Annotated in this window: 23 protein-coding genes; 16 read left to right on the top strand and 7 right to left on the bottom strand. The window is 62.5% G+C overall.

Going from position 1 to position 24,570, the window contains the following annotated elements:
* The first annotated feature begins 39 nt into the window (after positions 1–39).
* From LNV07_RS01880 to LNV07_RS01940, 13 genes are all read left to right on the top strand, one after another.
* On the top strand, positions 40–294 hold the full coding sequence (locus LNV07_RS01880) for a formate dehydrogenase (RefSeq protein ID WP_263569462.1): 255 nt from the start codon (positions 40–42) through the stop codon (positions 292–294).
* A gap of 65 nt (positions 295–359) precedes the next feature.
* Positions 360–3,344 (top strand): formate dehydrogenase subunit alpha, encoded by a 2,985-nt coding sequence (locus tag LNV07_RS01885; protein ID WP_263569463.1) that lies wholly within the window; start codon positions 360–362, stop codon positions 3,342–3,344.
* 13 nt (positions 3,345–3,357) lie between these two features.
* Positions 3,358–3,990, top strand: a complete 633-nt coding sequence (gene fdh3B, locus LNV07_RS01890) for a formate dehydrogenase FDH3 subunit beta (RefSeq protein ID WP_263569464.1) — start codon at positions 3,358–3,360, stop codon at positions 3,988–3,990.
* A complete protein-coding gene (locus LNV07_RS01895) occupies positions 3,987–4,217 on the top strand; it encodes a hypothetical protein (RefSeq protein ID WP_263569465.1) in 231 nt (76 codons plus the stop codon). The genes fdh3B and LNV07_RS01895 overlap by 4 nt, the downstream gene beginning before the upstream one ends.
* A 14-nt stretch (positions 4,218–4,231) precedes the next feature.
* Positions 4,232–5,356 carry a formate dehydrogenase subunit gamma gene (locus LNV07_RS01900; RefSeq protein ID WP_263569466.1) on the top strand — a complete coding sequence of 375 codons (1,125 nt, stop codon included), beginning with the start codon at positions 4,232–4,234 and terminating at the stop codon, positions 5,354–5,356.
* Positions 5,357–5,384: 28 nt separating this feature from the next.
* Positions 5,385–5,729, top strand: coding sequence for a hypothetical protein (locus LNV07_RS01905; protein WP_263569467.1), 345 nt, complete (start codon positions 5,385–5,387; stop codon positions 5,727–5,729).
* Complete coding sequence (locus LNV07_RS01910) at positions 5,726–6,754, top strand: DUF6352 family protein (RefSeq protein WP_263569468.1); 1,029 nt, start codon at positions 5,726–5,728, stop codon at positions 6,752–6,754. Before LNV07_RS01905 ends, LNV07_RS01910 begins: the two co-directional genes overlap by 4 nt.
* 7 nt (positions 6,755–6,761) lie before the next feature.
* Positions 6,762–7,484: an ABC transporter permease gene (locus LNV07_RS01915; RefSeq protein WP_263569469.1), complete on the top strand. Its 723-nt coding sequence runs from the start codon at positions 6,762–6,764 to the stop codon at positions 7,482–7,484.
* Positions 7,481–8,209 carry an ATP-binding cassette domain-containing protein gene (locus tag LNV07_RS01920; protein ID WP_263569470.1) on the top strand — a complete coding sequence of 243 codons (729 nt, stop codon included), beginning with the start codon at positions 7,481–7,483 and terminating at the stop codon, positions 8,207–8,209. Before LNV07_RS01915 ends, LNV07_RS01920 begins: the two co-directional genes overlap by 4 nt.
* Complete coding sequence (locus tag LNV07_RS01925) at positions 8,194–9,027, top strand: ABC transporter substrate-binding protein (RefSeq protein ID WP_263569471.1); 834 nt, start codon at positions 8,194–8,196, stop codon at positions 9,025–9,027. The genes LNV07_RS01920 and LNV07_RS01925 overlap by 16 nt, the downstream gene beginning before the upstream one ends.
* A 20-nt stretch (positions 9,028–9,047) precedes the next feature.
* Positions 9,048–9,653: a molybdenum cofactor guanylyltransferase MobA gene (mobA, locus tag LNV07_RS01930; RefSeq protein WP_263569472.1), complete on the top strand. Its 606-nt coding sequence runs from the start codon at positions 9,048–9,050 to the stop codon at positions 9,651–9,653.
* Positions 9,654–9,659: 6 nt separating this feature from the next.
* Positions 9,660–10,520, top strand: coding sequence for a formate dehydrogenase accessory sulfurtransferase FdhD (locus LNV07_RS01935; RefSeq protein ID WP_263569473.1), 861 nt, complete (start codon positions 9,660–9,662; stop codon positions 10,518–10,520).
* Complete coding sequence (locus tag LNV07_RS01940) at positions 10,517–11,107, top strand: nitroreductase family protein (protein ID WP_263569474.1); 591 nt, start codon at positions 10,517–10,519, stop codon at positions 11,105–11,107. Before LNV07_RS01935 ends, LNV07_RS01940 begins: the two co-directional genes overlap by 4 nt.
* Here the strand turns inward: LNV07_RS01940 and LNV07_RS01945 are convergent.
* The 6 genes from LNV07_RS01945 to LNV07_RS01970 form a co-directional block, all read right to left on the bottom strand.
* The gene (locus LNV07_RS01945; RefSeq protein WP_263569475.1) at positions 11,086–11,784 is read right to left on the bottom strand and encodes a YebC/PmpR family DNA-binding transcriptional regulator; all 699 of its coding nucleotides are present in this window, start codon (positions 11,782–11,784) and stop codon (positions 11,086–11,088) included. The two genes, LNV07_RS01940 and LNV07_RS01945, sit on opposite strands and share 22 nt — an antisense overlap.
* A gap of 62 nt (positions 11,785–11,846) precedes the next feature.
* Complete coding sequence (gene moeA / locus LNV07_RS01950; RefSeq protein WP_263569476.1) at positions 11,847–13,145, bottom strand: molybdopterin molybdotransferase MoeA; 1,299 nt, start codon at positions 13,143–13,145, stop codon at positions 11,847–11,849.
* A 41-nt stretch (positions 13,146–13,186) separates the two neighbouring features.
* The gene (locus LNV07_RS01955) at positions 13,187–13,789 is read right to left on the bottom strand and encodes a 3'-5' exonuclease (RefSeq protein ID WP_263569477.1); all 603 of its coding nucleotides are present in this window, start codon (positions 13,787–13,789) and stop codon (positions 13,187–13,189) included.
* Between the two features lie 25 nt (positions 13,790–13,814).
* A complete protein-coding gene (locus tag LNV07_RS01960; RefSeq protein WP_263569478.1) occupies positions 13,815–14,351 on the bottom strand; it encodes a GNAT family N-acetyltransferase in 537 nt (178 codons plus the stop codon).
* Between the two features lie 6 nt (positions 14,352–14,357).
* Positions 14,358–15,473, bottom strand: a complete 1,116-nt coding sequence (moaA, locus tag LNV07_RS01965; RefSeq protein ID WP_263569479.1) for a GTP 3',8-cyclase MoaA — start codon at positions 15,471–15,473, stop codon at positions 14,358–14,360.
* Positions 15,474–15,526: 53 nt separating this feature from the next.
* Complete coding sequence (locus tag LNV07_RS01970; protein ID WP_263569480.1) at positions 15,527–21,691, bottom strand: hypothetical protein; 6,165 nt, start codon at positions 21,689–21,691, stop codon at positions 15,527–15,529.
* On the opposite strand from LNV07_RS01970, the gene LNV07_RS01975 reads away from it, so the two are divergent.
* Both LNV07_RS01975 and LNV07_RS01980 read left to right on the top strand, forming a co-directional pair.
* On the top strand, positions 21,681–21,920 hold the full coding sequence (locus LNV07_RS01975; protein ID WP_263569481.1) for a hypothetical protein: 240 nt from the start codon (positions 21,681–21,683) through the stop codon (positions 21,918–21,920). The genes LNV07_RS01970 and LNV07_RS01975 overlap by 11 nt on opposite strands.
* 86 nt (positions 21,921–22,006) lie before the next feature.
* Entirely contained in the window at positions 22,007–22,972 is a 966-nt protein-coding gene (locus LNV07_RS01980) for a PfkB family carbohydrate kinase (protein ID WP_263569749.1), read from the top strand.
* A gap of 14 nt (positions 22,973–22,986) precedes the next feature.
* Here the strand turns inward: LNV07_RS01980 and LNV07_RS01985 are convergent, their stop codons facing one another.
* Positions 22,987–23,583 (bottom strand): phenylacetic acid degradation protein PaaY, encoded by a 597-nt coding sequence (locus LNV07_RS01985; RefSeq protein WP_263569482.1) that lies wholly within the window; start codon positions 23,581–23,583, stop codon positions 22,987–22,989.
* 173 nt (positions 23,584–23,756) lie between these two features.
* Between LNV07_RS01985 and LNV07_RS01990 the strand changes: the two genes are divergently transcribed.
* The gene (locus LNV07_RS01990) at positions 23,757–24,560 is read left to right on the top strand and encodes an enoyl-CoA hydratase-related protein (RefSeq protein ID WP_263569483.1); all 804 of its coding nucleotides are present in this window, start codon (positions 23,757–23,759) and stop codon (positions 24,558–24,560) included.
* The last annotated feature ends 10 nt before the right edge of the window (positions 24,561–24,570 follow it).

Genomic DNA, 24,570 nt, shown 5'->3' on the forward strand with positions numbered 1-24,570 from the left:
GCTATATTGCTATCGCAACCGTTTCCGGAGTTGATGACCATGATCACGAGCAAGAGCCCCGTCAGCGAAAAGATGGACAAAGCAGAGCCGGTCCTGCCCGACCCCGCAATCAAAAGGCGTGGCTGGCTCTTGGGCCTTGGCGCGGCGGGCGCCGCAGCGGTGGTGGCGAAGGCCCTGCCGGTGGCGGCGGTGGCCGAGGCCGAAGTGGCGGTGGCCGCGGTCGTGACGCCGGATGCAGGCGGCTACCAGCTGAGCCCGCATGTCTTGCGTTATTACGAAACCGCCCGCTCCTGATTGCTGTCAAAGATTCGCTGCCGAATTGAATGGGTGTTGCCAAGCGCAAGCCCGCTGGAGATCCTATGTTGCTGACCCGCAAATCTTCTTCCGCCACGACTCAAGCCCAGGCATCTGCTGGTCTGGTCAATAGCCTGAGCCGTGGGCTTGACGGACAAAGCCGTCGCACGATTCCGACCATGGACCGGCGCTTGTTTTTGCGTCGCTCCGGCCTGGGTCTGGGCGCCGGACTGGCCGCGACGCAGCTGAGCCTGGTGCAAAGAAAGGCCCATGCTGCCGACACCGCGGCGCCGGCCGCCGGCGCCAAGGCCAAGGTGGAAGTCAAACGCACCGTCTGCGGCCATTGCTCGGTCGGCTGTGCGGTGGATGCGGTGGTCGAGAACGGCGTCTGGGTGCGCCAGGAGCCGGTGTTTGATTCGCCGATCAACCTCGGCGCGCATTGCGCCAAGGGCGCCGCCTTGCGCGAGCATGGTGCCGGCGAGCACCGCCTGCGCACGCCGATGAAGCTGGTGAACGGCAAGTACCAGAAGATCAGCTGGGATGTGGCCTTGACCGAAATCAGCGCCAAGATGCTGGAGTTGAAAAAGCAAAGCGGCCCGGACTCGGTCTTCATCGTCGGCTCCTCCAAACACAATAACGAGCAGGCCTATCTGCTGCGCAAATGGGTCAGCTTTTGGGGCAGCAATAACTGCGATCACCAGGCGCGGATTTGCCACTCGACCACGGTGGCCGGGGTGGCCAACACCTGGGGCTACGGCGCGATGACCAACTCGTACAACGATATGCGCAACTCCCGCGCTGCGATGTACATCGGCTCCAACGCGGCCGAGGCGCACCCGGTCTCGATGCTGCACATGCTGCATGCCAAAGAGAATGGCTGCAAGATGATCGTCGTCGATCCACGCTTCACGCGCACGGCGGCCAAGGCCGATGACTATGTGCGCATCCGCTCCGGCTCCGACATTCCCTTCGTCTTTGGCCTCGTTTATCACATCTTCAAAAACGGCTGGGAAGACAAGAACTACATCCACGACCGTGTCTACGGCATGGACAAGGTGCGCGAAGACATCATGGCCAAGTGGACGCCCGACAAGGTGCTCGAAGCCTGCGGCGTCGACGAGGCCACCTGCTACAAGGTCGCCAAGACGCTGGCCGACAACCGCCCCAGCACCATCGTCTGGTGCATGGGCCAGACCCAGCACAGCATTGGTAATGCGGTGGTGCGAGCGTCTTGCATCCTGCAATTGGTGCTGGGCAATGTGGGCGTTAGCGGCGGCGGCACCAATATTTTCCGCGGCCATGACAACGTCCAGGGCGCCACCGATGTGGGCCCGAATCCCGATTCGCTGCCCGGCTACTACGGCCTGGCCGAAGGCGCCTGGAAGCATTTCGCCAAGATCTGGGATGTTGACTTCGAGTGGATCAAGAAGCAGTACGCACCGGGCATGTTGACCAAACCCGGCATGACCGTCTCGCGCTGGATCGACGGTGTGCTGGAGAAGAACGAGCTGATCGACCAGGAAAGCAATCTGCGCGGCCTGTTCTTCTGGGGCCATGCGCCCAACTCTCAGACCCGCGGCCTCGAGATGAAGAAGGCAATGGACAAACTGGACCTGCTGGTCGTCGTCGATCCGTTTCCGTCCGCTACCGCCGCGATGGCGGCCATGCCGGGCAAAGCGGATGAGCTGAATCCGAACCGCGCGGTGTATCTGCTGCCTGCCTGCACGCAATTCGAAACCAGCGGCTCTTGCACCGCATCGAACCGCTCGATTCAATGGCGCGAGAAGGTGATCGAGCCGCTGTGGGAGTCGCGCACCGATCACATGATCATGTATCAGCTGGCGCAAAAACTCGGCTTCGACAAGGAACTGATGAAGAGTGGCAAATTGGTGCCGGGCAAGGGCGGCATGCCGGAGCCGGAGACCGAATCGCTGCTGCGCGAGATCAACCGGGGCCTGTGGACGATTGGCTACACCGGCCAGAGCCCGGAGCGGCTCAAAGCGCATATGCGCAATATGAATGTGTTCGATGTGAAGACCTTGCGTGCCAAGGGCGGCATCGACAAGGAAACCGGCTACAAGCTCGACGGCGACTACTTCGGCCTGCCTTGGCCCTGCTACGGCACGCCCGAGCTCAAGCACCCCGGCTCGCCCAATCTCTACGACACCTCCAAGCATGTGATGGAGGGCGGCGGCAACTTCCGCGCTAACTTCGGCGTCGAGCGGGACGGCGTCAGCCTGCTGGCCGAGGACGGCTCGCATTCCAAGGGCTCGGCCATCACCACCGGCTACCCGGAGTTTGACCATCTGCTGCTCAAGAAGCTGGGCTGGTGGAACGACCTGACCGAGGCCGAGATGAAGCTGGCGGAGGGCAAGAACTGGAAGACCGATCTGTCCGGCGGCATCCAGCGCGTCGCTATGGCGCATGGTTGCCACCCGTTCGGAAATGCCAAGGCGCGGGCGGTGGTCTGGAACTTCCCGGATCCGATTCCGCAGCACCGCGAGGCGCTGTTCTCGACCCGGCCCGACCTGATCGCGAAGTACCCGACCCATGATGACAAGAAGAGCTTCTGGCGCCTGCCGACGCTGTACAAGAGCGTGCAGGACAAGAACGTCGACATCGTCAAGACCTTCCCGCTGATCATGAGCTCGGGTCGCCTGGTCGAGTACGAGGGCGGCGGTGAGGAGACCCGCTCGAACCGCTGGCTGGCCGAGTTGCAGCAGCATATGTTTGTCGAGATCAATCCGGCCACGGCGAACGACCGCGGCATCCGTGACGGCGAAGATGTCTGGGTGACCACGCCGACCGGCGCCAAGCTGACCGTGCGCGCGCTGGTGACCGAGCGGGTCGACCGCGACACCGTCTGGCTGCCCTTCCACTTCTCGGGCCGCTGGCAAGGCGCTGATCTGCTCCAGCATTACCCCGAGGGCGCGGCGCCGATTGTGCGCGGCGAGGCGATCAATACCGCCACAACCTATGGTTATGACAGTGTGACGATGATGCAAGAGACTAAGACGACGGTCTGCCAAGTCACTAGAGCCACCGTCTAAGGGGAGTACCGACATGGCAAGAATGAAATTCATCTGCGACGCCGAGCGTTGCATCGAGTGCAATGGCTGCGTCACCGCCTGCAAGGCCGAGCATGACATTCCCTGGGGTGTCAATCGGCGCCGCGTTGTCACTATGAACGACGGCGTGGCGGGCGAGAAAAGCATCTCGGTCGCCTGCATGCATTGCTCGGACGCGCCTTGCATGGCGGTCTGCCCGGTCAACTGCTTTTACCGCACCGACGAAGGCGTGGTCCTGCATGACAAGGACATCTGCATCGGTTGCGGCTACTGCTCTTACGCCTGCCCCTTTGGCGCGCCGCAGTTCCCCAGTACGGGCGCCTTTGGTCTGCGCGGCAAGATGGACAAGTGCACCTTCTGTGCCGGTGGCCCGGAGGAGAACGGCAGCCAGGCCGAGTTTGAAAAATACGGCCGCAATCGCCTGTCCGAAGGCAAGCTGCCGGCTTGCGCCGAGATGTGCTCGACCAAGGCCTTGCTGGCCGGCGACGGCGATGTGGTGGCCGACATCCTGCGCAACCGGGTCTTGGTACGCGGCAAGGGCAGCGAGGTCTGGGGTTGGGGGACGGCTTACGGAAAGCCAAGGGATGGCCAACCGGCAGCCGGCAAGCCCGATGAGGTGAAGTCGTGAAAGTCAGGCTCTTGCTGCTGGCCGCAATCGCCTTGCTGAATCTGCCCGGCTGCGCCGAGCGCGAGCAAAAGCTGCTCAAGAAGGCGGGCTCCGATGCGTCGATGTGGAGCGTCAGCGAGGCCGCCAATCCGGGCTTCAAGGCGGCGGGATGGGCGCCCGGTGATCGGGCGTCTTGGGAGGCGCAGATCCGGCGGCGCAACCAAGCGCAGAACGACTATTCACGCTGAAACGGGAGGCTTCCATGCGCAAGCTCATTGTTGGTCTGCTGAATATGTTTGCGATCTCGCTTGCCTGCGCGCAAGCTGCGCCGCCGCAAGCGCTGGAGCAAGTGGCTTCGGCGCCGGCGGGTTTTGTGGCCCCGGCCTTGCCCAAGATGGATGAAAGCAATGCGCAGCGGGCCAAGTCGCAGCCCGGCAATAACGCGCCTTTTTGGCGGGCCGTGCATGGCTCGGGTGACCAAGCCGGCATCAGCAATCTGCCCGGCGCCGAGAAGGGTGTGTTGATTCAGTCGATGGTTCAGTACCCCGGCTCCAAGCTGACCACGGCCGGGGAAGCCTGGCGGCAGGTACGCAATCAGTGGATCATCCCTTACGGTGGCTCGCTGCTGCTGATCACGGTGCTGGCGCTGGCGCTGTTCTATTTTTCCAAGGGCACGATGGGTGGCCATGTCCCCTATACCGGGCGCTTGATCGAGCGTTTCACCTATTTCGAGCGGGCAGCGCATTGGAGCAATGCCGCCGCCTTCAGCCTGCTTGCTGTTTCGGGTCTGGTGATGGCCTTCGGCAAGTTTTTCTTGCTGCCGGTCTTGGGCGGTACGCTGTTCGGTTGGCTGGCCTATGCCTTGAAGACGGCACATAACTTCGCCGGCCCACTGTTCGCGGTCTCCTTGTTTGTGGTGTTCGTGACCTTTGTGCGCGATAACCTGCCCACCGCCAATGATCTGAAATGGCTGCTCAAAGGCGGTGGCTTGTTTGGCGAACATGAGGTGCCGTCGGCACGCTTCAACGCGGGTGAGAAAGTGGTGTTCTGGGCCGGCGTCTTTGTGCTTGGATTCACCGTCGTCGCCTCGGGCCTGGTCCTCGACCAATTGATTCCCGGTCTGGCCTATTTGCGCGGCGACATGCAGATCGCCCACATGATTCATGCGAGTGCTTCGGTGCTGATGATGACGCTGTTCCTGGGCCACATTTATATGGGCACGATGGGCATGAAGGATGCGCTTTCCGCCATGAAAACCGGCATGGTTGATGAAGGCTGGGCGAAGGAACATCATGAGTTGTGGTTCGATGACATTCGCGCCGGCAAGATCCCGGCGCAACGCTCGACGGGGGCCGCGCCTGCCGGGGCTGTCGCAGCTCAGCATTGAGCCCCAGTTCTAGACAAGGAATCCGATCATGGTTCGCTGCACAAATTTCCCCTTCAAGCTGAGCTTGGCTGCCCTGATTTGCCTAGCGATGAGCGGCGTGTCGGCCAAGTTGCCCGCGCCCAGTGATGAGGCCAAGGCCAAGGCGGCGGCGACCGCCGCCAAGACGGCCTGGTCCGACAAACTCGCGGCCTTTCAACTCTGCCAAGCGATGAACCGCGTTGCCGATGGCTATCGCAAGAACGCCAAGGCGGCCGGCCGCGAAGTGCAGCCGGCGGTCGACACGCCGGCCTGTGCCGACCCTGGGCCCTTTGTGGCGCCGGAGGTTCTTGCAGTCGCTGCGCCGGCTTCGGCGCCGACGCCGCCCAAGAAGTGATCGCCATCGATTCGACCGCGACGCTCAAGCCCTTGCACGAATTCTGGCTGGCCGGTGCGCGGGCCAGGCTGGCAACAGACGCCCGAGGCTGGCTGCAGGCTGACGATGATTTTTTACGGCTGTGCTTGCGCCGACCCGAGTTGAGCTTGGTGGCCGAGTCCTGCCCGGCCGAAATTTCCCTTCATCAAGCCTTGATGGCGAGCCCATCGGCGGCCGTGTCGGCGGAGCAATTGAATGCGATCGAGGACGGCGATGCCCGCTCCAACTTCCAACTCTTTGTGCGCTTCCGAGACGAATTGCTGGCCGCCGGCAGCTTGGAAGCCTATTACCTGAGTGAGCTGCGCGGCCCGCAAGTGACGGTGCCACCTTTGTTTCTGGACTGTCTGGTGGCCACCATCGTCGGCCATTTGCAGGCCGGCTGTGGCGATGCGTTTCAAGTCCGCGCGGCGGAGTTGCTGTTCCGTACGCAAGGCCTGACCCTCACCGAGGGCCGCTTGCTATGTGCCGATCTTGAGTCTTTGGAGCAGCGTCAGTCCAGTGCGGGCTTGCTGGATGTGCTGAGTCCGGCCAATGCCGTCGATTTTTTCGCGGGTGATCCCGAGCGCTTGTTCGCGCTCGACCTGACCCACGAGGTTTCCAATCAACTGGGTCACGGCTTGATTTTCAATCTGACGCTCAAGCATTCGGGTTTGAAGGCGCTGGCCCAGGTGTTAGCGCAATGGCTGACGCATTTCTTGGGCAAGCCGGTCAAGATCACGCCCTTGCAAAAGGTCGACGATCCGGCTTGGAGTTGGCATATCGGCCTGGATGTGCAGGCGATGCGCTTGTTGAACGATTTGTATGAAGACCGACCGGTCGATAGCGCGCGGCTGGCGCAGTTGATCAGCTTGTTCAGGCTCGATCTACCGGGCCGCTACCCCAAGCCTATCTATCTGGGGCTGGCGATGACGGCCGAGTCGCGCTTGAAACTCAAGCCGCAGAACCTCTTGCTCAATCTGCCGGCCGAGTTGGCCTTGTTGGGGTGATCGCCGTTTGAGTGCATTTTCCGAAAGCTTGGGTGCAGCGTTTGATCTGATCGTGAACGCCGACGCGGTGTTGCTGCACATACTGCGCTTGTCCTTGCTCGTCAGCGGCTCGGCTTGCCTGTTTGCCGCTGCGTTTGGCTTGGCCCTCGGTGCTTGGGTGGCGGTCACGCGCTTCCCCGGTCACCGCGTTTTGCAGGGCCTGCTGTCGACGCTGTTGGCGCTGCCTTCGGTGGTGGTGGGGCTGGTGGTCTATCTGCTCTTGTCACGAAGCGGGCCGCTCGGTTCTTGGGGGATTTTGTTCACGCCGGCGGCGATGGTGTTGGCGCAGACCCTGCTGGTCTTGCCGGTGATTGCGGCGCTCGCGCAGCAATTGGTGCGCGACGGCTTGCGCGAGGGCGGCGCTCAGCTTCGCTCGATGGGGGCCGGGCCCTTCACCGCCGCCTGCCTGATGCTGGTGCATGAGCGCTGGGCGGTCTTGACGATTTTGTTGACGGCCTTTGGGCGCGCTGTTTCCGAGGTCGGTGCGGTGATGATTGTGGGCGGCAATATCGACGGCGTAACCCGGGTCATCACGACGGCAATTGCACTCGAAACCAGCAAGGGCGATTTGCCGCAGGCCTTGGCGCTCGGCCTGGTCTTGCTGGCCTTGGTGGGCCTGATCAATCTGATCATCGCGGTCACTCAGGCCTGGCAGCGCGCGCAGGGCGGGCAGTCGGAGTATGCGCGGTGATCGCTGAAGAAAAACAATCACCGGCCATGCTGCTGAGTCTGGAGGGCGCCGGCCTGCGCTTCGGCAATGTGCAGGCCTTGAGCGATGTGACGATGCAGGTGCGGCAAGGCGAATTCATTGCCCTGATCGGCGCCAATGGCTCGGGCAAGACCAGCTTGCTGCAGGCGCTGCATGGCTTGTTGCCACTGAGCGGGCGGCGTTTGGTGGCGGCGGATTGCGGGCGCCAGGTGATGGTGTTTCAGCGTCCCTTCATGCTGCGCCTGTCGGTCTGGCGGAACTTGCTGTTAGCACTTTGGCTGGCCGGTGTGCCGCGCCCCTTGCGAGCCGCACGTGCGAGCGAGGCCTTGCAGCGCGCCGGCTTGAGCAGCTTGCGTGACAGACCCGCGCGCGCCTTGTCGGGCGGCCAGCAGCAGCGCCTGGCCTTGGCCCGTGCTTGGGCCGTTAGGCCGGGCGTGCTCTTTCTGGATGAGCCGACGGCCAATTTGGACCCCTCGGCCAAAAATGAAATCGAGGCCATGCTGGCCGGCTTCATGGCCGAGGGCATGACGCTGATCATGAGTACGCACAATCTGGGTCAGGCCAAACGGCTGGCGAGTCGGGTCATCTATCTGGATCGTGGCAAGATTCGGGCCGACCTGCCCAGTGCGGTTTTTTTCAAAGAGCATGCACTCGATGCAAGGCTCGATCTGTTTCTCAAAGGGGAGTTGACATGGGATTTGTTGTGAAAACCGTCTGCGGTTTCTTGCTTGCCATCGGCTTGAGCGTTAGCGGCCATGCGCAGGAGCGCGCGATCGTGATGGCCTCGACCACCAGTACCGAGCAGTCTGGCCTGTTCGCCCATCTGCTGCCGGCCTTCAAACAAGTCAGCGGCATCGAGGTGCGCGTGGTCGCGCTGGGCACGGGCCAAGCGCTTGATATGGGGCGCCGGGGTGATGCCGATGTGCTGTTTGTGCACGACCAAGCAGCCGAGGAAAAATTCGTTGCCGAGGGCTACGGCTTGGCTCGCAGGGCGGTGATGTTCAACGACTTTGTGTTGGTCGGCCCGGCCAGCGACCCCGCCGATGTGCGTGGGCAAGATATCGTCGCCGCCTTGAAGAAGCTCGCGACCGCCAAAGCGCCGTTCATCTCGCGCGGCGACAAGAGCGGCACCCATGCGGCCGAGCTGCGCTTTTGGAAGGCAGCCGGCATCGACGATCCCGCCGCCAAGACCGATGCCCAGCGTTTGATCGATTACCGCGCCTGCGGATGCGGCATGGGCCCGGCACTCAATATTGCCTCCAGCCTTGATGGCTACGCCTTGACCGACCGCGGCACCTGGTTGTCTTTCAAGAATCGGGGCAATTTGGCCGTGCTGGTGGAAGGGGACAAGCGCTTGTTCAATCAATACGGCGTGATCGTCATCAACCCGGCCAAGCACCCGCATACCAAGACCGCGCAGGCCCAGGCTTTCGCCGACTGGGTGGTGTCGCCGCAGGGGCAGGCCAGCATTGCTGCCTACAAAATCGGCGGCGAGCAGCTGTTCTTCCCTAACGCTAAAAATTGACGAGTGGAAAGAAGCAAGACGTGATTGATCCAGCAGATATCACCGGCCTGATTCTGGCCGGCGGCCGCGGCAGCCGCATGGGCGGCGTCGACAAAGGCTTGCAGCCCTATCAGGGCACGGCCTTGGCGCTGCATGCGCTGCTGCGGCTGGGGCCCCAGGTCGGCGAAGTCATCATCAACGCCAACCGGAACTTAAGCGCCTATGAGTCCATGGGCGCGGCGGTCTGGCCCGACAGCCTGCCCGACTTTGCCGGCCCGCTGGCCGGCTTCATGGCCGGGCTGGAACATTGCGAGACGCCTTATATGGTGACCGTGCCTTGCGACTCGCCACTTTTTCCCGCCGACTTGGTGGCGCGGCTGGCGGCGGCGTTGGAGGCGGAAGGGGCGGAGATGGCCATGGCTGTCACCTTGGAGGGCGAGCCACCGGTGCGCCAGCCCCAACCGGTGTTTTGTCTGCTGAAGACCGAGTTGCTGGAAAGCCTTGTTCGTTTCACCCAGGCCGGCGAAGCGAAGATCGGCAAATGGGCCGCCCAGCATCGCTGCGCACGGGTCTTGTTCGAGGATGCCGGGGCCTTCGCTAACGCGAATACATTGGAAGACTTGCAGTGTTTGCCCGTGCGGCGCTGAGAAGGTATGAGGATATTGCCCAGGCTGACCCAATGCAGCGCCACGCTGACCCATGAGGTGACGGTGCTGGACGAGTTCGGGCTCAGGCGGCAGATGAGTATTCCGGCCGAGCGGCCCTTGACGGTGTTTGTCGACAAGCGCGAGCTGGTCACCTTGATGACGCTGGGCCTGGCGCCCGAGTTGCTGGTGCTGGGCTATTTGCGCAATCAAAGGCTGATCAAGGACGTCAGCGACATCGAATCGATCACGGTCGACTGGGAGGTTGGCGCAGCGGCCGTGCGCACGCGCGCCGGTATTGCCGATATCGAGGAGAAGACGGCGCAGCGCGTGGTGACCACCGGCTGCGGCCAGGGCACGGTGTTCGGCGCTTTGATGGCCGATGTGAACAGCATCAAGCTGCCCAGCGCGGCCAGCGCGCGCCTGTGCCAAAGCAGCCTGTACGCGATGCTGGAGACCGCCCGCAAGCTCGACAGCGTCTACAAAAAGGCCGGCTCGGTGCATGGCTGCGCGCTTTTTTGCGGCGAGCAGATGCTGGTGCATATGGAGGATGTGGGGCGTCACAACGCGATCGACAGCATTGCCGGCTGGATGTGGATGCAGCCGGGTGAATCTCCCGTTAGCGGCGCCGACAAATGCTTTTACACCACCGGTCGGCTGACCAGCGAGATGGTGATGAAGTCGGCCCAGATGGGCGTGCCCATCATCGTTTCACGCAATGGCATCACGCAGATGGGCCATGCTTTGGGTCAGCAACTCGGCCTGACCCTGATTGGTCGCGCCAAAGGTAAACATTTCATTTGCTACAGCGGCTTTGATCGGTTCGATGCCGAACCAGAGCCGGCCCGCGTGAGCTCGGAGGCATCATGACGATTGAGAGAGAAGCCTTGCAAGCCTTGCTGAGCCGCTATTCGGTCGGCCCCAAACATCTCAGCGAGCCTGGCCCCGATCAGGCGGAGCTGAGCCTGATGGTGGAGGCGGCCTTGCGCGCACCCGACCACGCTGAGCTGCTGCCATTTCGCTTCAAGGTCGTGCGCGGCGCGGCGCGTGCGCAGATGGCCGACCTGTTTGCCGCCGCCGCAAGGGCGGCGGGCAAGGACGAGGCCGGTGCCGCGATGGATGCCGAGCGGGCCTTGCGTGCGCCGGTCACGGTGGCCGTGCTGGCGCGCATCGATCTGGGCCACCCCTTGGTGCCGGCGCATGAGCAATGGGCTTGCGTCGGCGGGGCCTTGAGTAATTTTCTCAATGCCGCGCACTTATTGGGTTATGGCGGCAAGATGCTGTCCGGCGCCAAGGTGCGCGATGCGAACGTCATGGCGGCGTTTTGTGGCCCCGGCGAAACGCTGTTGGGCTGGATCGCGCTGGGAACGCCGCTGCGGCGCGCGGCCGGCCCATCGAGAAAGGGCGGCGTCGAGCAAGCCCTTTCCGAGTGGACTCAGCCAGCAAGTCCTACATAAACGTTCTGCACATCATCTTGGCCGTCAATGGCGTCGAGGAAATGCTCGACCTCGGCCATTTCGGCCTCGTTCAGGCTGACCGGGCTCTTGGACTTGTAGCCGATCTTGGCCGACAGCACGGTGAATCCGAAGTTAGGTAGCGCGCGGCAGACCAGGTCCAGATCGGTCGGGTCGGTCAAGAACAACGTGGCCCCGTCTTCGCCAGGCTCAAAGTCCTGCGCGCCGGCTTCGATCGCCGCCAACTCGGGGTCGGCACCCGGGTTCGGGGCGGCTTCGATCATGCCCAGATGGTCAAAGTCCCAAGCCACCGAGCCGGCGGCGCCGAGTTGGCCCTTGCGGAAACAGACGCGAATCTCGGACACGGTGCGGTTGAGGTTGTCGGTCAGGCATTCCACGATCACCGGTACCCGGTGCGGTGCAAAACCTTCGTAGGTGACACGCTCGAAATGCACCGGATCACCCAGCAGACCGGCGCCTTTTTTGATCGCCCGCTCGATCGTGTCGCGCGGCATCGAGACTTTTTTGGCCTGCTCGACCACCAGGCGCAGGCGCGAGTTCATATCGGGGTCGGCGCCATTGCGGGCCGCCACCATCAGGTCTTTTGACAACTTGCCGAAGGCCCGACCACGGGCATTGGCCGCCAGGTCTTTGTGTTTAGCTTTCCATTGCGCGCCCATCTTCGAGTCTCCTTTGTTGAAGGCGAGGTTTATACAGCACCCCGACCCCCGATTGAAAATTGCTAGATCAAACCATCAAACGGCAACACATCCACCCAGTCACCCGCCGCTACATCGCCCTGCGCGTGGCCCAGCACGACCAGACCATTGGCCTGGCTCATGCTGGACAGAATGCCCGAGCCTTGATTGCCGGTGATGTCGACCTGCCATTGCCCATCTTGGCCGCGGCCGACGATGCCGCGCTGATATTCGGTGCGACCGGCTTTTTTGCGCAAGGCCTTGCTGCTGCTGGCTCGCAGCATCGGCAAGGGGTCAGGGCTTGCCCCGCTCATGCGCAAAAGTGCTTCGCGTACAAAAGCGTAAAAGGTCACCATCACCGCGACCGGATTGCCGGGCAGGCCGAACAGCAGCGCTTGATGTTCACCCGAATTGATCCGCCCGATCGCCATCGGCCGGCCTGGCCGCATTGCGATCTTCCAGAACAGCACCTCGCCGAGTTCGGCCATCACCTGTTTGGTGTGGTCGGCCTCGCCGACGCTGACCCCGCCGGAGCTGATGACGGCATCGGCCTCGGCTGCGGCACGGGTAAACGCATCGCGCAAGGCCGCGGGCTGGTCACGCACGATGCCCAGGTCGATCACCTCCAGCCCCAAGCGCTCCAGCATTGCCCACATCGTGTATCTGTTGCTGTCGTAGACGCAGCCCGCAGGTAGGGGCGCCCCCACGCCTCGCAGTTCGTCGCCGGTCGACATGATGGCGACCTTCAGGCGCCGCCAGACCGGCACTTCGGCCAGACCCAGCGAGGCCAAAAGCCCCAGGTCGGCGGGCTTCAATATGCGGCCCGCAGCGAGCGCCACACTGCCCAGTGCGAGGTCTTCACCGGCCAGGCGGCGGTTGTCGCCGGCACGCAAAATACCCGGCGAAATCACGATGAACTCACCCGAGTCACCAGCCACGCGAGTCAGTTCCTGGGGTACGACGGTGTCCAGGCCCGGCGGCATCAAGGCGCCGGTCATGATGCGCTGGCAATGGCCGGGCGCCAAGGTCGCGCTGGGTGCGCTGCCGGCGAGGCTGGTTCCGGCCAGTCGCAAGCGGGTCTCGCCTTCGACCGCCAAGTCGCTGGCACGCAGTGCATAGCCGTCCATCGCCGAGTTGTCGGCGGCGGGCACTTGCAGCGGCGAGATGATGTCGGCGGCCAAAACCCGGCCCAGCGCAGCGCGCAGGCCCACGCGCTCCGCTTGCTGCGGCAAGGGCAGTAGCTTAGAGATGAATTTCTGGGCCACGTCGACCGGCAAGGCTTGTGGGTCGTAACCGTCCAGTTGGGCGGCAATGTCGGCAAGAGCTAAGTTCATGGGGTGCATTCTGGCGGCAAGAGTGACGCCGGAGCTTGGTTTAGTTTGACTTAGGGCAAAGCCCGGTCATTCAAGGCCGCATGAACCCGCAGCGCCACATAGGCATCATTGGCCGCATAAAGCAATTGCCGGGGCGTCAGCTGACGCTCGGCCCAGTTGGAGGTGGTGACTTTTTTGGACTTGTGAAATTTCTGCTGGAACATGATGGCCACCGCGGCGCGCGCGCCGGTCGAGTTGGCATAGCCTTCCTTGCGGAAAATCGTATTCAGATCCAGCACGGCGGCGAGGCGAAGGCCGAGCTTGTGCTGAATCTGCTCATGGTCGGACTCGAGCCCGAAGCCGACCTTCAAGACCGCGCTGGAACAGAGCAGATCGGCCAAAAAATGCCGGCAATCTTCGTGGTGCAGCTGGAAAATATAGGCCTTTTGCGTGGTCGCGAATTGAACGATGTGAGGGCCTTCGCTGACCTCGTCCTTCAGAAACGTCGGCTTGGATTCGGTGTCGAAGCCGACGATGCCGGCCCGGCTGATGTCTGCGGCGGCGGCCTCAAATTGAGTTGCCGTGTTGGGTACCAGGATCTGCTCCAGGCCCAGGCATTCAAATGCAGGCAGTAGCGTGGTCTGCTCTTTGCTTGGAGCGACTTTTCTTGTCATGGCTTGTTCTCGATTCGGGGCAGGTTCAACGCAGGCGGCGACACATCAGGTCCTTGTCGACCAATTGCCCATCCGGCAATTTGATCGCACCTTCCAGCCGCCCATAACGCTGAAAACCGCAGCGCTCATAGAGGCGCACGGCGCGCTCGTTGCTGCTGGTGACGCTCAAGGTCACCAGCTCCAGCACCGGCTCGCCTTGCAGCAGCGCCAAGGCACGTTCCAGTAGCTGGCGGCCGACACCCCGGCCATGCAAATCATTGCTGACCATCATGCCGACGATGTGCGCGACATGGCGCACCTTGACGCGTGCCTCATGTTCGCAGCTGATGGCGCCCACCATTTGCGGCCCGTCCCAGGCTGCCAGCGTAAATAGATTGGCCCCGTCACTGCCGCCGCTCAAGCGGCTGCGATAGCTGTCCGCGTCGCGCTTCAATTCGGTTGCCGCGTCGGAGGTGAAGGCCTGCGGGTGGGCCGCCAACATGCCGTCGCGCAGCTTTTTATAGTCCGCCAAATCGGCCTGACGCAGCAGTTTGATCAAGGGCCCCTGGGTTTGTGCGGGCATGCGGATTCAGCCTCCGATGTAATGCATTTCGACCCTGCGCTCGCCGTTGCCAAGTTCGGCAGCGCCGCTGGCGCGCAGTTGCGAATAGCGGTCGCTGCGAGCCCCCCACAGCAGTCCAATGGCGCCGCTGAGTTCGGCGTCACTGGCCCCGCCGCGCAGCAGTGCGCGCAGATCATGGCCGCGGTGGGCGAACAAGCAGGTGTAAAGCTTGCCCTCGGTGGACAGCCGGGCGCGGTTGCAGTCGCCGCAAAAAGCTTGCGTGACGCTGGAGATCAGGCCGATTTCGCCCTGGCCGTCGGCATATGACCAACGCTCGGCGGTTTCGCCGCTGACGCTGGCCGACAGAGGCTGCAGCTCAAACTCCTGGCGCAGCCGCGCCAGCACCTCGCTGGACGGCAGGACCTCGTCCATACGCCAGCCATTGCTGGCGCCGACATCCATGTATTCGATGAAGCGCAGCGTGACGCCGCTGCCACGGAAATGCCGCGCCATCGGCAAGATTTCCTGCTCATTGCTGCCGCGCTTGACCACCATATTGACCTTGATCGGCCCCAGGCCGGCTTGAGCCGCCGCCTCGATGCCGGCCAGAACATCGGCAACCGGGAAGCCGACATCATTCATGCGCTGGAATACCGCGTCATCGAGCCCGTCAAGGCTGACCGTCACGCGTTGCAGGCCGGCGGCCTTCAACGATGCGGCCTTGCGGGCCAGCAGCGAACCATTGGTCGTCAGGGTCAGGTCCAGCGGCAGACCCTCGGGCGTGCGGATCTCGCTGAGCATCTCGATCAGCGCCTCGATATGGCGGCGCAGCAGCGGCTCGCCACCGGTCAGGCGAAGTTTTTGCACGCCATGTGCGACAAAGACCCGAGCCATCCGGGTGATTTCTTCGAAGCTGAGCAAATCGCTGTGCGGCAAGAACTCGTACTGCTTGTCAAACACCTGCTTGGGCATGCAGTAGCTGCAGCGGAAGTTGCAGCGATCGGTGACCGAGATGCGCAGATCGCGCAATGGGCGCCCGAGCGCGTCGGCAAGCAAGCCCGTCGGGGGCGCAAGCTGTGCCGGAAGCGCTGGAACAGAAGGGGCTCGGCGTTGGTCGAGGAGGGGAATGACCTTGTCTGACATAGCGCTGCATTGTGCCCGCTTCAGGCCGCCTTGGCCGCCGACAGCACGGCGGGTCAGATGAGCAACTGCGCTTTGTTGCGCTCGAGTTCGTCTAGGAATTGCTCGGTGCGGAACATCGCGTGATGCGCCACGGCCTGCTGAGATTGCTCCGCAATGCTTGGTTCGGCGGCAGCAGACTTCTCGGCCAGCAGGCTGCCCGACGGGCCTTGCAGCAAGTCGTGCAGCGACGGCCCCTGATCTGCCGTGCTGCTTTCCTTGGAGCCTTGCGCAAACCAGACATCAACCAATTCATGTTTGGCGCCGTCGGCGGTTTTGAAATTGGAGGCCATGCCGATCAAATTGCCGTTTTGAATCACTTCTTGATGATTGGCGTTCAGGTCCAGCTCAACGATGCCCAGCTCGGCCAGACTGTGCAGCTGGCCCTTGGCGCTGTTGCTGGCGCCGGTCCAGACCTGCAAATGATCGAACTCCGCGTCGGCGGCCGAAATCTTGCCGTCGTGATTGCTGTCGAGCTGCGCCAGCGCGTGAAAGCCGTTGTCGGCCAGATGGCCATTGTTCAGCTTGGTCGCCGTGCCGAACAGTTCTGCGCCGTTGTCGATCTGGCCATTGCCATTGCGGTCCAGCGCCAGCATGCCGTTGCCGGCAGCGGCCCAGCCGATCTGCGAGGCGTGGCCGGTGGCGTTGATATCAAAAGTTACGCCGTTTTCAACACCCAGCGTATGGACACCGGCCGCTTCACCAACGCCGATGCCGCTCAGATCCAGCATCAGCGGCGAGGCGGCGGCCAACACGGCCAACTGGGCCGGCGTCATCGCTTCGCGCTGCGTACCGGTGAAGGCGGCCACATGGGCCATGTCCATGGTGGCGAGCTCTTGCGTGCTCATGGCGGCAATTTGGGTCTTGGTGAATGCCGCCACATCCAGGGTTGGCAAGGCATTCAGCTGCGCACCGGAGAGCGCCGCCACGGCCGCCGTGCCGAGCGCGGCGATTTGTGCGGGCACGAAGAGCGCCAAGTGATTGGCCCCAAGCGCCTCGATGTGGCCGGCACTCAAGGCCGACACCTGGGCCGGCAACATGGCCTTCCATTGCAGCGGCTCCAGCGCGGCGATATGTTGGCTGCTGAGCTGCGCCACATCGGCCGGGCTCAGGCTGATGAACTGTGGCGCCGTCAAGGCGGCCAGCTGCTCCGGACGGAACTCGGCGATCTGGCTGGGGGCCATCGCGTGCAGCGCAGCCGTACTGAGCCCTGACATTTGGGCCGCGGTCAGCGTATCGAGCTGCGCGTGCTTGAGCGACAGCACTTGGGTCGCGCTCAGGCCGCCCAACTGCTCGGCGCTCAAGGCCGCAATCGATGTGGTGGAGAGCTCACTCAGTCTGAATGGGGCGATGGCCCCTAACTGTGCCGGCGTCAATTCGCCCATATGAGTCGCGCCTAGCCCTTGCAGCTGTTCCAGGCTCAACGAGCCAATCGCGGCGGGACTCAAGGCCACCAATTGCTGCGGGCTAAAGGCATTGACCTGAGTGCCGCTCAGACCTTGCAGTTGCTGGGTAGTCAGCAGGTTGAGTTGACCCACGTTGAATGCCTGCAAGGCCTGCGCCGACATCGCGTGCAACTGGGCGGCATCGAGCGCGCCGATTTGGCCGTCACTCAGGGCGGCGATTTGAGTCGGCCGCAAGGCGCCGAAGTTGTCGGCGCTGATCGCATCCAAGGCCGCGGTGCTCAAGGCGCGAAGGCTATCGGGGTTGATCGCTTGCAGTTGACTGCTGCTCAGCAGAACAAGCTGTGCGGCGCTTAGCGCTTGGACCTGGCCGGGATTGAGCGCCTGCATGGTGTCCAGGCCCAGCAGCGGCAACTCGTTCTTGTTCAATGTGCCGACCTGCGCGCTCGTCATGGCCAGCAATTGCGTACTGCTGAAGGCCGCGAATTGGGCGCCGCTGAGGTTTTGCAGGGCCGCGACCGACAGCGCTTCCATCTGGCCCGTGTTCAGGCTGGCCAACTCGGCGGTGCTGAGTCCGGGGGCTTGAGTGGCGGTCAAGACCGCCAATTGCGCGGTGCTGATTTCGGGTCTTGCTTGCGCGGTGATCTGGGCGATGGCGCTGCTGCTCAGGCTGGCGAATGTGGCCGTGCTGACGGCGGCAAGGTCATACATCACCAGCGCCGTCAATTGATCACTGTTCAATGCGGCAATGGCCGTGGGCTGCAGCGCATAGACCTGCTGGCTTGAGAAGGCATCCAGCTGGGTGGTGTTCATCACACCCAGTTCCGAGCTGGTCAGGGCTTGCACCTGCTCCGTCGCCAGCGCGCCGAGGTGGGCCGCGCTCAGCAGTTTGATGGACGAGGTCGACAGGGCAGGGATGGTTGCGGCATTGAGGGCCGCTACTTGTGCCGTGCTGAGCGCCAGAATGTCAGAGCTGCTGAAGGCCTGAATCTGACTGCTTGTCAGGCCGGCTATTTGAGCGGTACTGAGCAAGGGAAGGGCTGCGCTCAGCGATGGCCAGACGGTAGCGGCCAAAGCGCCAATCTGCCCGCTGCCCAAGGCTTGAATCTGCGTGCTGTTGAATTCCTGCATCTGGGCGCTGTCGAGTTGATGCAGCGCCTTGTTCGACAGCGCTTGAATTTGCAGCGTGGACAGTGATTGAATCTGGGTCTGCGAGAAGCTGATCAAAGCGTTGCCGCTGAGTGCGCGCAGCGCATCTGTTTCCAGACCTTGCAGCTGCTGCGTACCCATCGCACGCCATTGTTGGGTGCTGAAACCACTCAAGGAGGCAGCATCCAATGCTGAGGCTTGGCCGACGCTCAGGTGGGTAACTTGGGCCGTCGACAGGGTGCTCAGCTGGCGCGAACCGAGTTCGCCCCATTGTTCATCGCTGAGCATGTTGAGGTGGTTGGTGCCCAGGCTGCGCAATGCTGCGCTTGAGAGGCTGAGCACTTGCTGCGAGCCCAATGCCAGTACGGCGTCTGGCGCCAAACTATTGAATTGGGCGGTGGTAAGGACGGCGATAGCCGCCGTATTGAGCGAGCCCATCTGGGCGCTGTCGATGCCAGCCCATTGGGCGTTTGACCAAGCATGTGCCGCTTGGGTGCCCAATACTTGCATTTGCGCAGGCGTCAACGAAGCCAATTGTGCCGCAGACATCGCCTCTGCCGCCTTGGCCGACAGCGAGCTTAGGGCTGCAGTGCTAATGGCCGCGATTTGGTCGGGCGTAAGGAGGCCGATTTGATGGGCCGTTAGCCCGGCCACTTGTTGTCCGATAAATCCACCCACTTGTGCGCCGCTGAGGGTGGCGATGACAGCATCGCCTAGCGACTGGATTTGCACCGCCCGGAGACCGGCAATTTGGCTTGGGGTCAAGGCATCCAGGCTGAGCACCTTGACCGCGTCAAGCGACAAGCTGCCTATGGCCGAGGGACTCAAGGCTTGCAGCTGTAGATGCGAAAGCGCTTGTAGCTGTGCCCCGCTCATGGCCACCAGTTGGCGGCTGCCCAGAGATTCAATCTGATCGGAGCTCATGCCCTGCATGGCGGCGGTGCTGAGGCGATTGAACTGGCTGGGGCTGAGTGCAGTCAACTCGACAGTCGTCAACATCGACGCCTGCGTGGCGCCCAGCGAAGCGATTTGCGTCAATGTCAGCGAGGCTATATTGGCGGGCCCAAGAGCGGCCCATTGATCGACATTCAGAACCTGCAACTGATTGGGGGTAAGGCTGCTTAGTGCGAGCTTTGAGAGGGAGGCAATTTGCTCGGGCTCAAGGGCCTTGATCTGTTCGGCGCTCAAGGCCATTGCCGCACCGGCGCCCAAGGCGCGCAGGGCCGCATTGCTAAGGGCGGCCAGCTGATCGGGGAGGAGGGCCTTGATCTGTTGGGCCTGTAGACCGGCGGCCTGGGTGGCGCTCAAACCTCCCATCTGGTCAATGCTCAGCGAAGCCAATACGGCGTCAGGTAGGGCTCGCAACTGGGCCGGGCCTAGGCCAGCGAGCTGTCCGCCGCTCAGGGCAGCGATGTCGTCCGTGCTCAAGGCAGCGACCTGGCTATTGTTCAGAGCGCCGAGGGCGCTTGAGCTGATGAAGCGAAATTGCTCTGCGCTCAGTGAACTGATTTGCGCCGGTGTAGCGCCGGCAAATTGGCGCGCGCCGATAGAGGCCAATTGATCAGCATTGAGCGAGGCAATGGCCTCGGCGTTAAGTCGGCTGAACTGGTTTGCCGTCAATGCCGCGACCTGAGACGCACTCAGCGCGTCGATTTGAATAGATCCCAGTGCAGCGATTTGTGCCGTACCTAGCAATGCAATCTGTGCCGGGGAAAGGGTCGCTAATTGCGCCGGCGTTAACCCCACGATCAAGCCAGTGGTCAGTGCGTTGATGGCCGCGCCGGAGAGAGCGTGAAATTGATTTGCATCCAAAGCGGCCACTTGGCTGCTGCTCAGGGCGCTGGCGCTGGCGGCGCCGAGACCGCTGATGGCGCTGGTGCTCAGCACCATGATTTGCTCGATGCTGAGCTGGCGCAACTGGGCGGCACTGAGTCCGCCCAGTTGCGCGGAGCTGATGGCACCGATCTGCTCAAGGCCAAGCTTGGGGATCAAACTCTCGCCCAAGCCTTGCAGTTGACCTGCGCTGATGGATTGAAATTGCTTTGAGCTCAGTGCTTCAAAGTCATCCGAGCTCATTCCCGCCAGTTGTCTGCTGCTCAGGCTGTGCAAAGTGCTGACCGATAAAGCCGCTACGTCGCTACTGCTCAATAGACTGAATTGCGCGCTGTTCAGGCCTCGCAACTGTTTGCTGCTGAGCAGACCGACCTGCTCCGCCGTTAGCTCGGCAATGGCCTCGTCCCCCAGGCGGCCGAACTGGCTAGAGCTCAGCGCTATCAGCTGGCTGCTTGTCAATGCGCCAACAATGTCAGCATCCAAGCCCGCCAGTTGCGTGCTGCTCAGCGCGGCGATTTGCACACTCGTTAGAGCGCTCAGTTGGTCCGAGTCGAGCTGGTTCAGTTGTGTCGTCTGCAGCGCACGTATGGCTTGGGTGCTGAATGCCCGCACTTGTTCAGGCAACAGAGCGTCGAGTTGCGGTTCGGTCAAGGCGGCGATGCCGGAGCCGGCCAGCCCGCGCAAGGCAGCGGTGCTCAGGGCCGCAATTTGCTCCTCATTCAAATGCTGCAATTGATGCACACTGAAGGCGTTCAGCTGGCTGGAGCTTAAGGCCGCAATTTGTTCGGTATTGAGGGCGGCCTGGGCAAGGTCGGACAACCCCCGCAGGGCCGCGCTACTGAGGCCTCTGAGTTGAGCGGGATCGAGTGCGGCGATTTGTTCCGGGCTGAGTGCTTGCAAGGACGCGCTGCCAAAGCCGGCCAGGGCCGAGCTTGAAAGGGCATGCAGTTGTGAGTCGTCCAAACCGGCCAGAGCCAAGCTATTCAAGCCGGCGGCCTGGGCCGAACTGAAAGAGGAAATCTGTGCCTCACTGAGGCTGGCCAGTTCAGTCGCATCGAGTTGCGAGATATGCCGGCTGCTTAGCCCTCGCAGCTGTGCGGTCTCCAGGCTTTGTAGATCGGAGGCTTCCAGCGCATTGAACTGCTGTGTACTCAGCACCCGGAACTGACTACTGGTTAGACCATCGAGTTGTTCGTTGCTGAGTACGTCCAATTGTGTGGTGCTCAGTGCTTGCACCTGTGTGCTGGTCAATGCGCGCAGCTGATTCGAAGCGAGAGCGCCCAGGCCTTCGTCGGCAAAGGCGGCAATCTGCTGGGTCTTCAGGATGCGGATCTGACCTTCAGAAAAGCCTCGCACTGTGTCTGCGTGCAGGCCCTCAATCTGACCGGTGCCGATGGCCGTCAAAGCCACATTCGAGATGGCTTGAATCTGGGGCGCAACCAAGGCGTCTAGCCATTCGGGCTTCAGGGCGGGCGCTTGTGCGCTCGTCAATGCGTGCAGTGCGTTGGCGCTGAGTGCAGCAATTTGATCGTCATGCAGCGCACCGAGCAAGTTGACCGGTACGAGGGGCATCGCACGGCCATTGATGCCAGCCACGGCTTCAACACTAACGGAGATGATTTGTTCGGGGGCAATGCTCATCCAACCGCCCATCGAGATGGACGAAACCTGAATTGCCGTCAAAGCGGCCATCTGGCTGGCGCTGAACTCTCGCCAGTCATTGCTGGTGAGGGAAGCAATCGCCTGCGGTGACAGCAGGGCAATTTGCCCCGGCGGCAAGCTTGATATGAACGACATCTTTAACTCCGAAATCAAGATAAATCCCGTCAGCCTTGCAAGTTCCGAAAATTCCGAAAATGCAGCTAAAGCTTTGTTTATCTTGTTCGATAACTGTAGAGAAGCCGGGTTGTATCTGGTCGCCGGAAATGCGCCGCACTTTGCCCTTGAGCGCGGCGTTCGACGCTGCGGATCAAAGCAAACGCCGGAACTGGACGGTGAATACCGGCTAATTCTGCGGGCTCGGTGATCACCCCGATTGGTATCTCACCACCCTGGGGGATTGCCCTAAATGACACAGGCTGTTTGAATGCGGGCATGCCACATGCGATGCAAATGCTCCACCCCGACCTAGCGCGATTCGTAGCCTTCGGAGAAGTGCGCATTGATCTCGTCAGAGATGCGGACTCCTCGTGGCGCAGCGCTTGCGCGGGTTCGCCCTGGCAGGTGGCGATGGCGATGTCCAGTTTGGGCGAGCTCAGTGCCTATGCGGGCGCCATCAGCTCGGATCTTTTCGGGCAGGAAATTTGGCGAGCCTGCACCGACGCGAATCTGGATCTGCGCTTTCTGCAGCAACTGCCTAGGCCGCCACTGCTGAACTTCATCGATGAGGAAGAAGCGCCCGATGGTTTCTTCATCGGCGCGGACAGTGCAGATTTGCACTTTCGCCCCGAGAGTTTGCCTGCCGGTTGGGTCAAGGCGCTGCGTTGGGCTCATTTCGGCGGCCTCGGTTTGGTGCGCCCACCGCTGGCGCAACGGCTCGAGGCCTTGGCCGAAGGGCTCAAGGCCGAGGGCAAGAAGATCAGTTACGCCCCCGGTTTTCGCTCCGTCATGGATTCGCGTTATGACGACAGTTTGAAGCGCATGTGCAGCCTGGCCGATGTCATCAAGGTTTCGACCGACGATCTCCTCGGCCTGTTCCGCAGCGCCGACTATCACTCGGGTCTGGCCCAAATCAGCGCCTGGAATCCGGGTGCGACCTTGTTGCTGACCCGTGGGACTCTCGGTGCGACCTTGTACTGTGGTGCCGGTGAATGGCATGCGGCGCCACCGCAGCTCGAGTCCTTGATCGACGGGCCCACCCGTGGACTTGGCGACGCGTCGACGGCGGGGCTGCTGTTCAGCTTGATACACGAGCCGAACGCCGCACCCGAGCAGCATCTGCGGTGGGCTGTTGCCGCAGCCTCGGCGGCTTGCTCGGCAGCCAGTGATTACGCCTTGCCGCGCGCACGGCCCTGGACCTTGCCGCCGGCCTTGGTGGCAACCTTGGCGGCGGCGGTGCGGGTGCTGCCGGGGGCGTGAGCCGATTGGCAATGCTATTTGCTGGCCGCCAAGGTTTTGTGGCTCTGGCTGGGTAAAGTTGGTCGCCCTTGCTCAAGCTCGGCCAGGGGTTGAACCTCTTGCAACGAAGCCAGGCAGCGCAGGGTCAGGTCTTGATAGGTTTGCGTGCCGGCCAGCTTCCACTTGATCTCGTCCTCGCTCAAGGGCCGCATGACCTTGGCGGGCAGACCGGCGATCAAGGATCTTTCGGGCAGTTTCATGCCGGCGCGCACAAAGGCGCAGGCGGCGACGATGCTGTAGGCGCCCACCTCGGCCTCGTCCATCACCACCGCATTCATGCCGACCAAGGCGTCGTGGCGCACCACGCAGCCGTGCAGCACTGCGCCGTGGCCGATATGGCCATTGGCCTCAACGACCGTCTCCGAGGCCGGGAAGCCATGCATCACACAGCTGTCCTGCACATTCGCGCCGGCATGCAAGACGATGCGGCCAAAGTCGCCGCGCAAGCTGGCCAAGGGGCCGATATAGCAGCCCGGGCCGACGATCACATCGCCAATCAGCACGGCGGTCGGGTGCACATAGGCGCTCGGGTGGACGACGGGGATCACGCCGTCGATGGCATAGCAGGGCATCGGATGAATCCTTTTGAATCGGTTGGGGGTCGGGGGGCTAGGGTTTTTACCAGGCTCGGCCGACTTGCGCTAAATCAATGTCCACCTTACGATCTACCGACCGGTCGGTCAAGAGTGTTTTCGGGTATTTCCGTCGCTCCAGAACCTGCTTTCTTTGACTGCTGAGGCCCGCCATGAATGAAGCTTTGATCGAGATTAGCCAAGACGGTGCGGTGCGCACGCTGACCCTCAACCGGCCGGCCGCTTTGAATGCCTTCACGTCTTCGATGCTGGCGCAGTTGCGCGCCGGCCTGGATGCCGCCGCCCTGGATGCCGGCGTGCGCTGCGTGGTCATTACCGGCGCCGGGCGGGGTTTTTGTGCCGGTCAGGACTTGTCCGACCCGCTGGTCAATCCGAATCTGCAGCCGGGCGAGGCGCCCAAGGACATCGGCCATCTCCTTGATGCCTATTACATCCCGCTGGCGCTGCGTGTGCGCAGCATGCCGATTCCCGTCATCGCCGCCGTCAACGGCGTGGCAGCGGGGGCCGGCGCGAATTTGGCGCTGGGCTGTGATCTGGTCATCGCCGGGGCGTCGGCCAACTTTATTCAGGCTTTCTCCAAGATCGGCTTGATCCCCGATTGCGGTGGCACCTGGCTGCTGCCGCGCTTGGTGGGTCGCGCCCGTGCCATGCAACTGGCCTTGTTGGGCGAGAAGCTGCCGGCCGCCGAGGCGCAGGCGATGGGCTTGATTTACCGCTGCGTGCCGGACGAGGATTTGGCCGTCACCGCACAAGCGCTCGCGCAGCGATTGAGCCAGATGCCGGTGCGGGCGATGGCCGAAACGCGCGGCGCCTTTGACGCGGCGGGCCGGCTGGAGTTTGAAGATGCCTTGAAGCTGGAGGCGGCGCTGCAAAGCCGGCTCGGCTTTGCCGACGACTATCAAGAGGGCGCTGCGGCCTTTTTGCAAAAGCGCGCGCCCAAGTTCAGCGACCGTTGAGCCGGGAGAT

The organism is Roseateles oligotrophus (genome assembly GCF_025717515.1).
Taxonomy (GTDB): Bacteria; Pseudomonadota; Gammaproteobacteria; order Burkholderiales; family Burkholderiaceae_C; genus Paucibacter_A; species Paucibacter_A oligotrophus.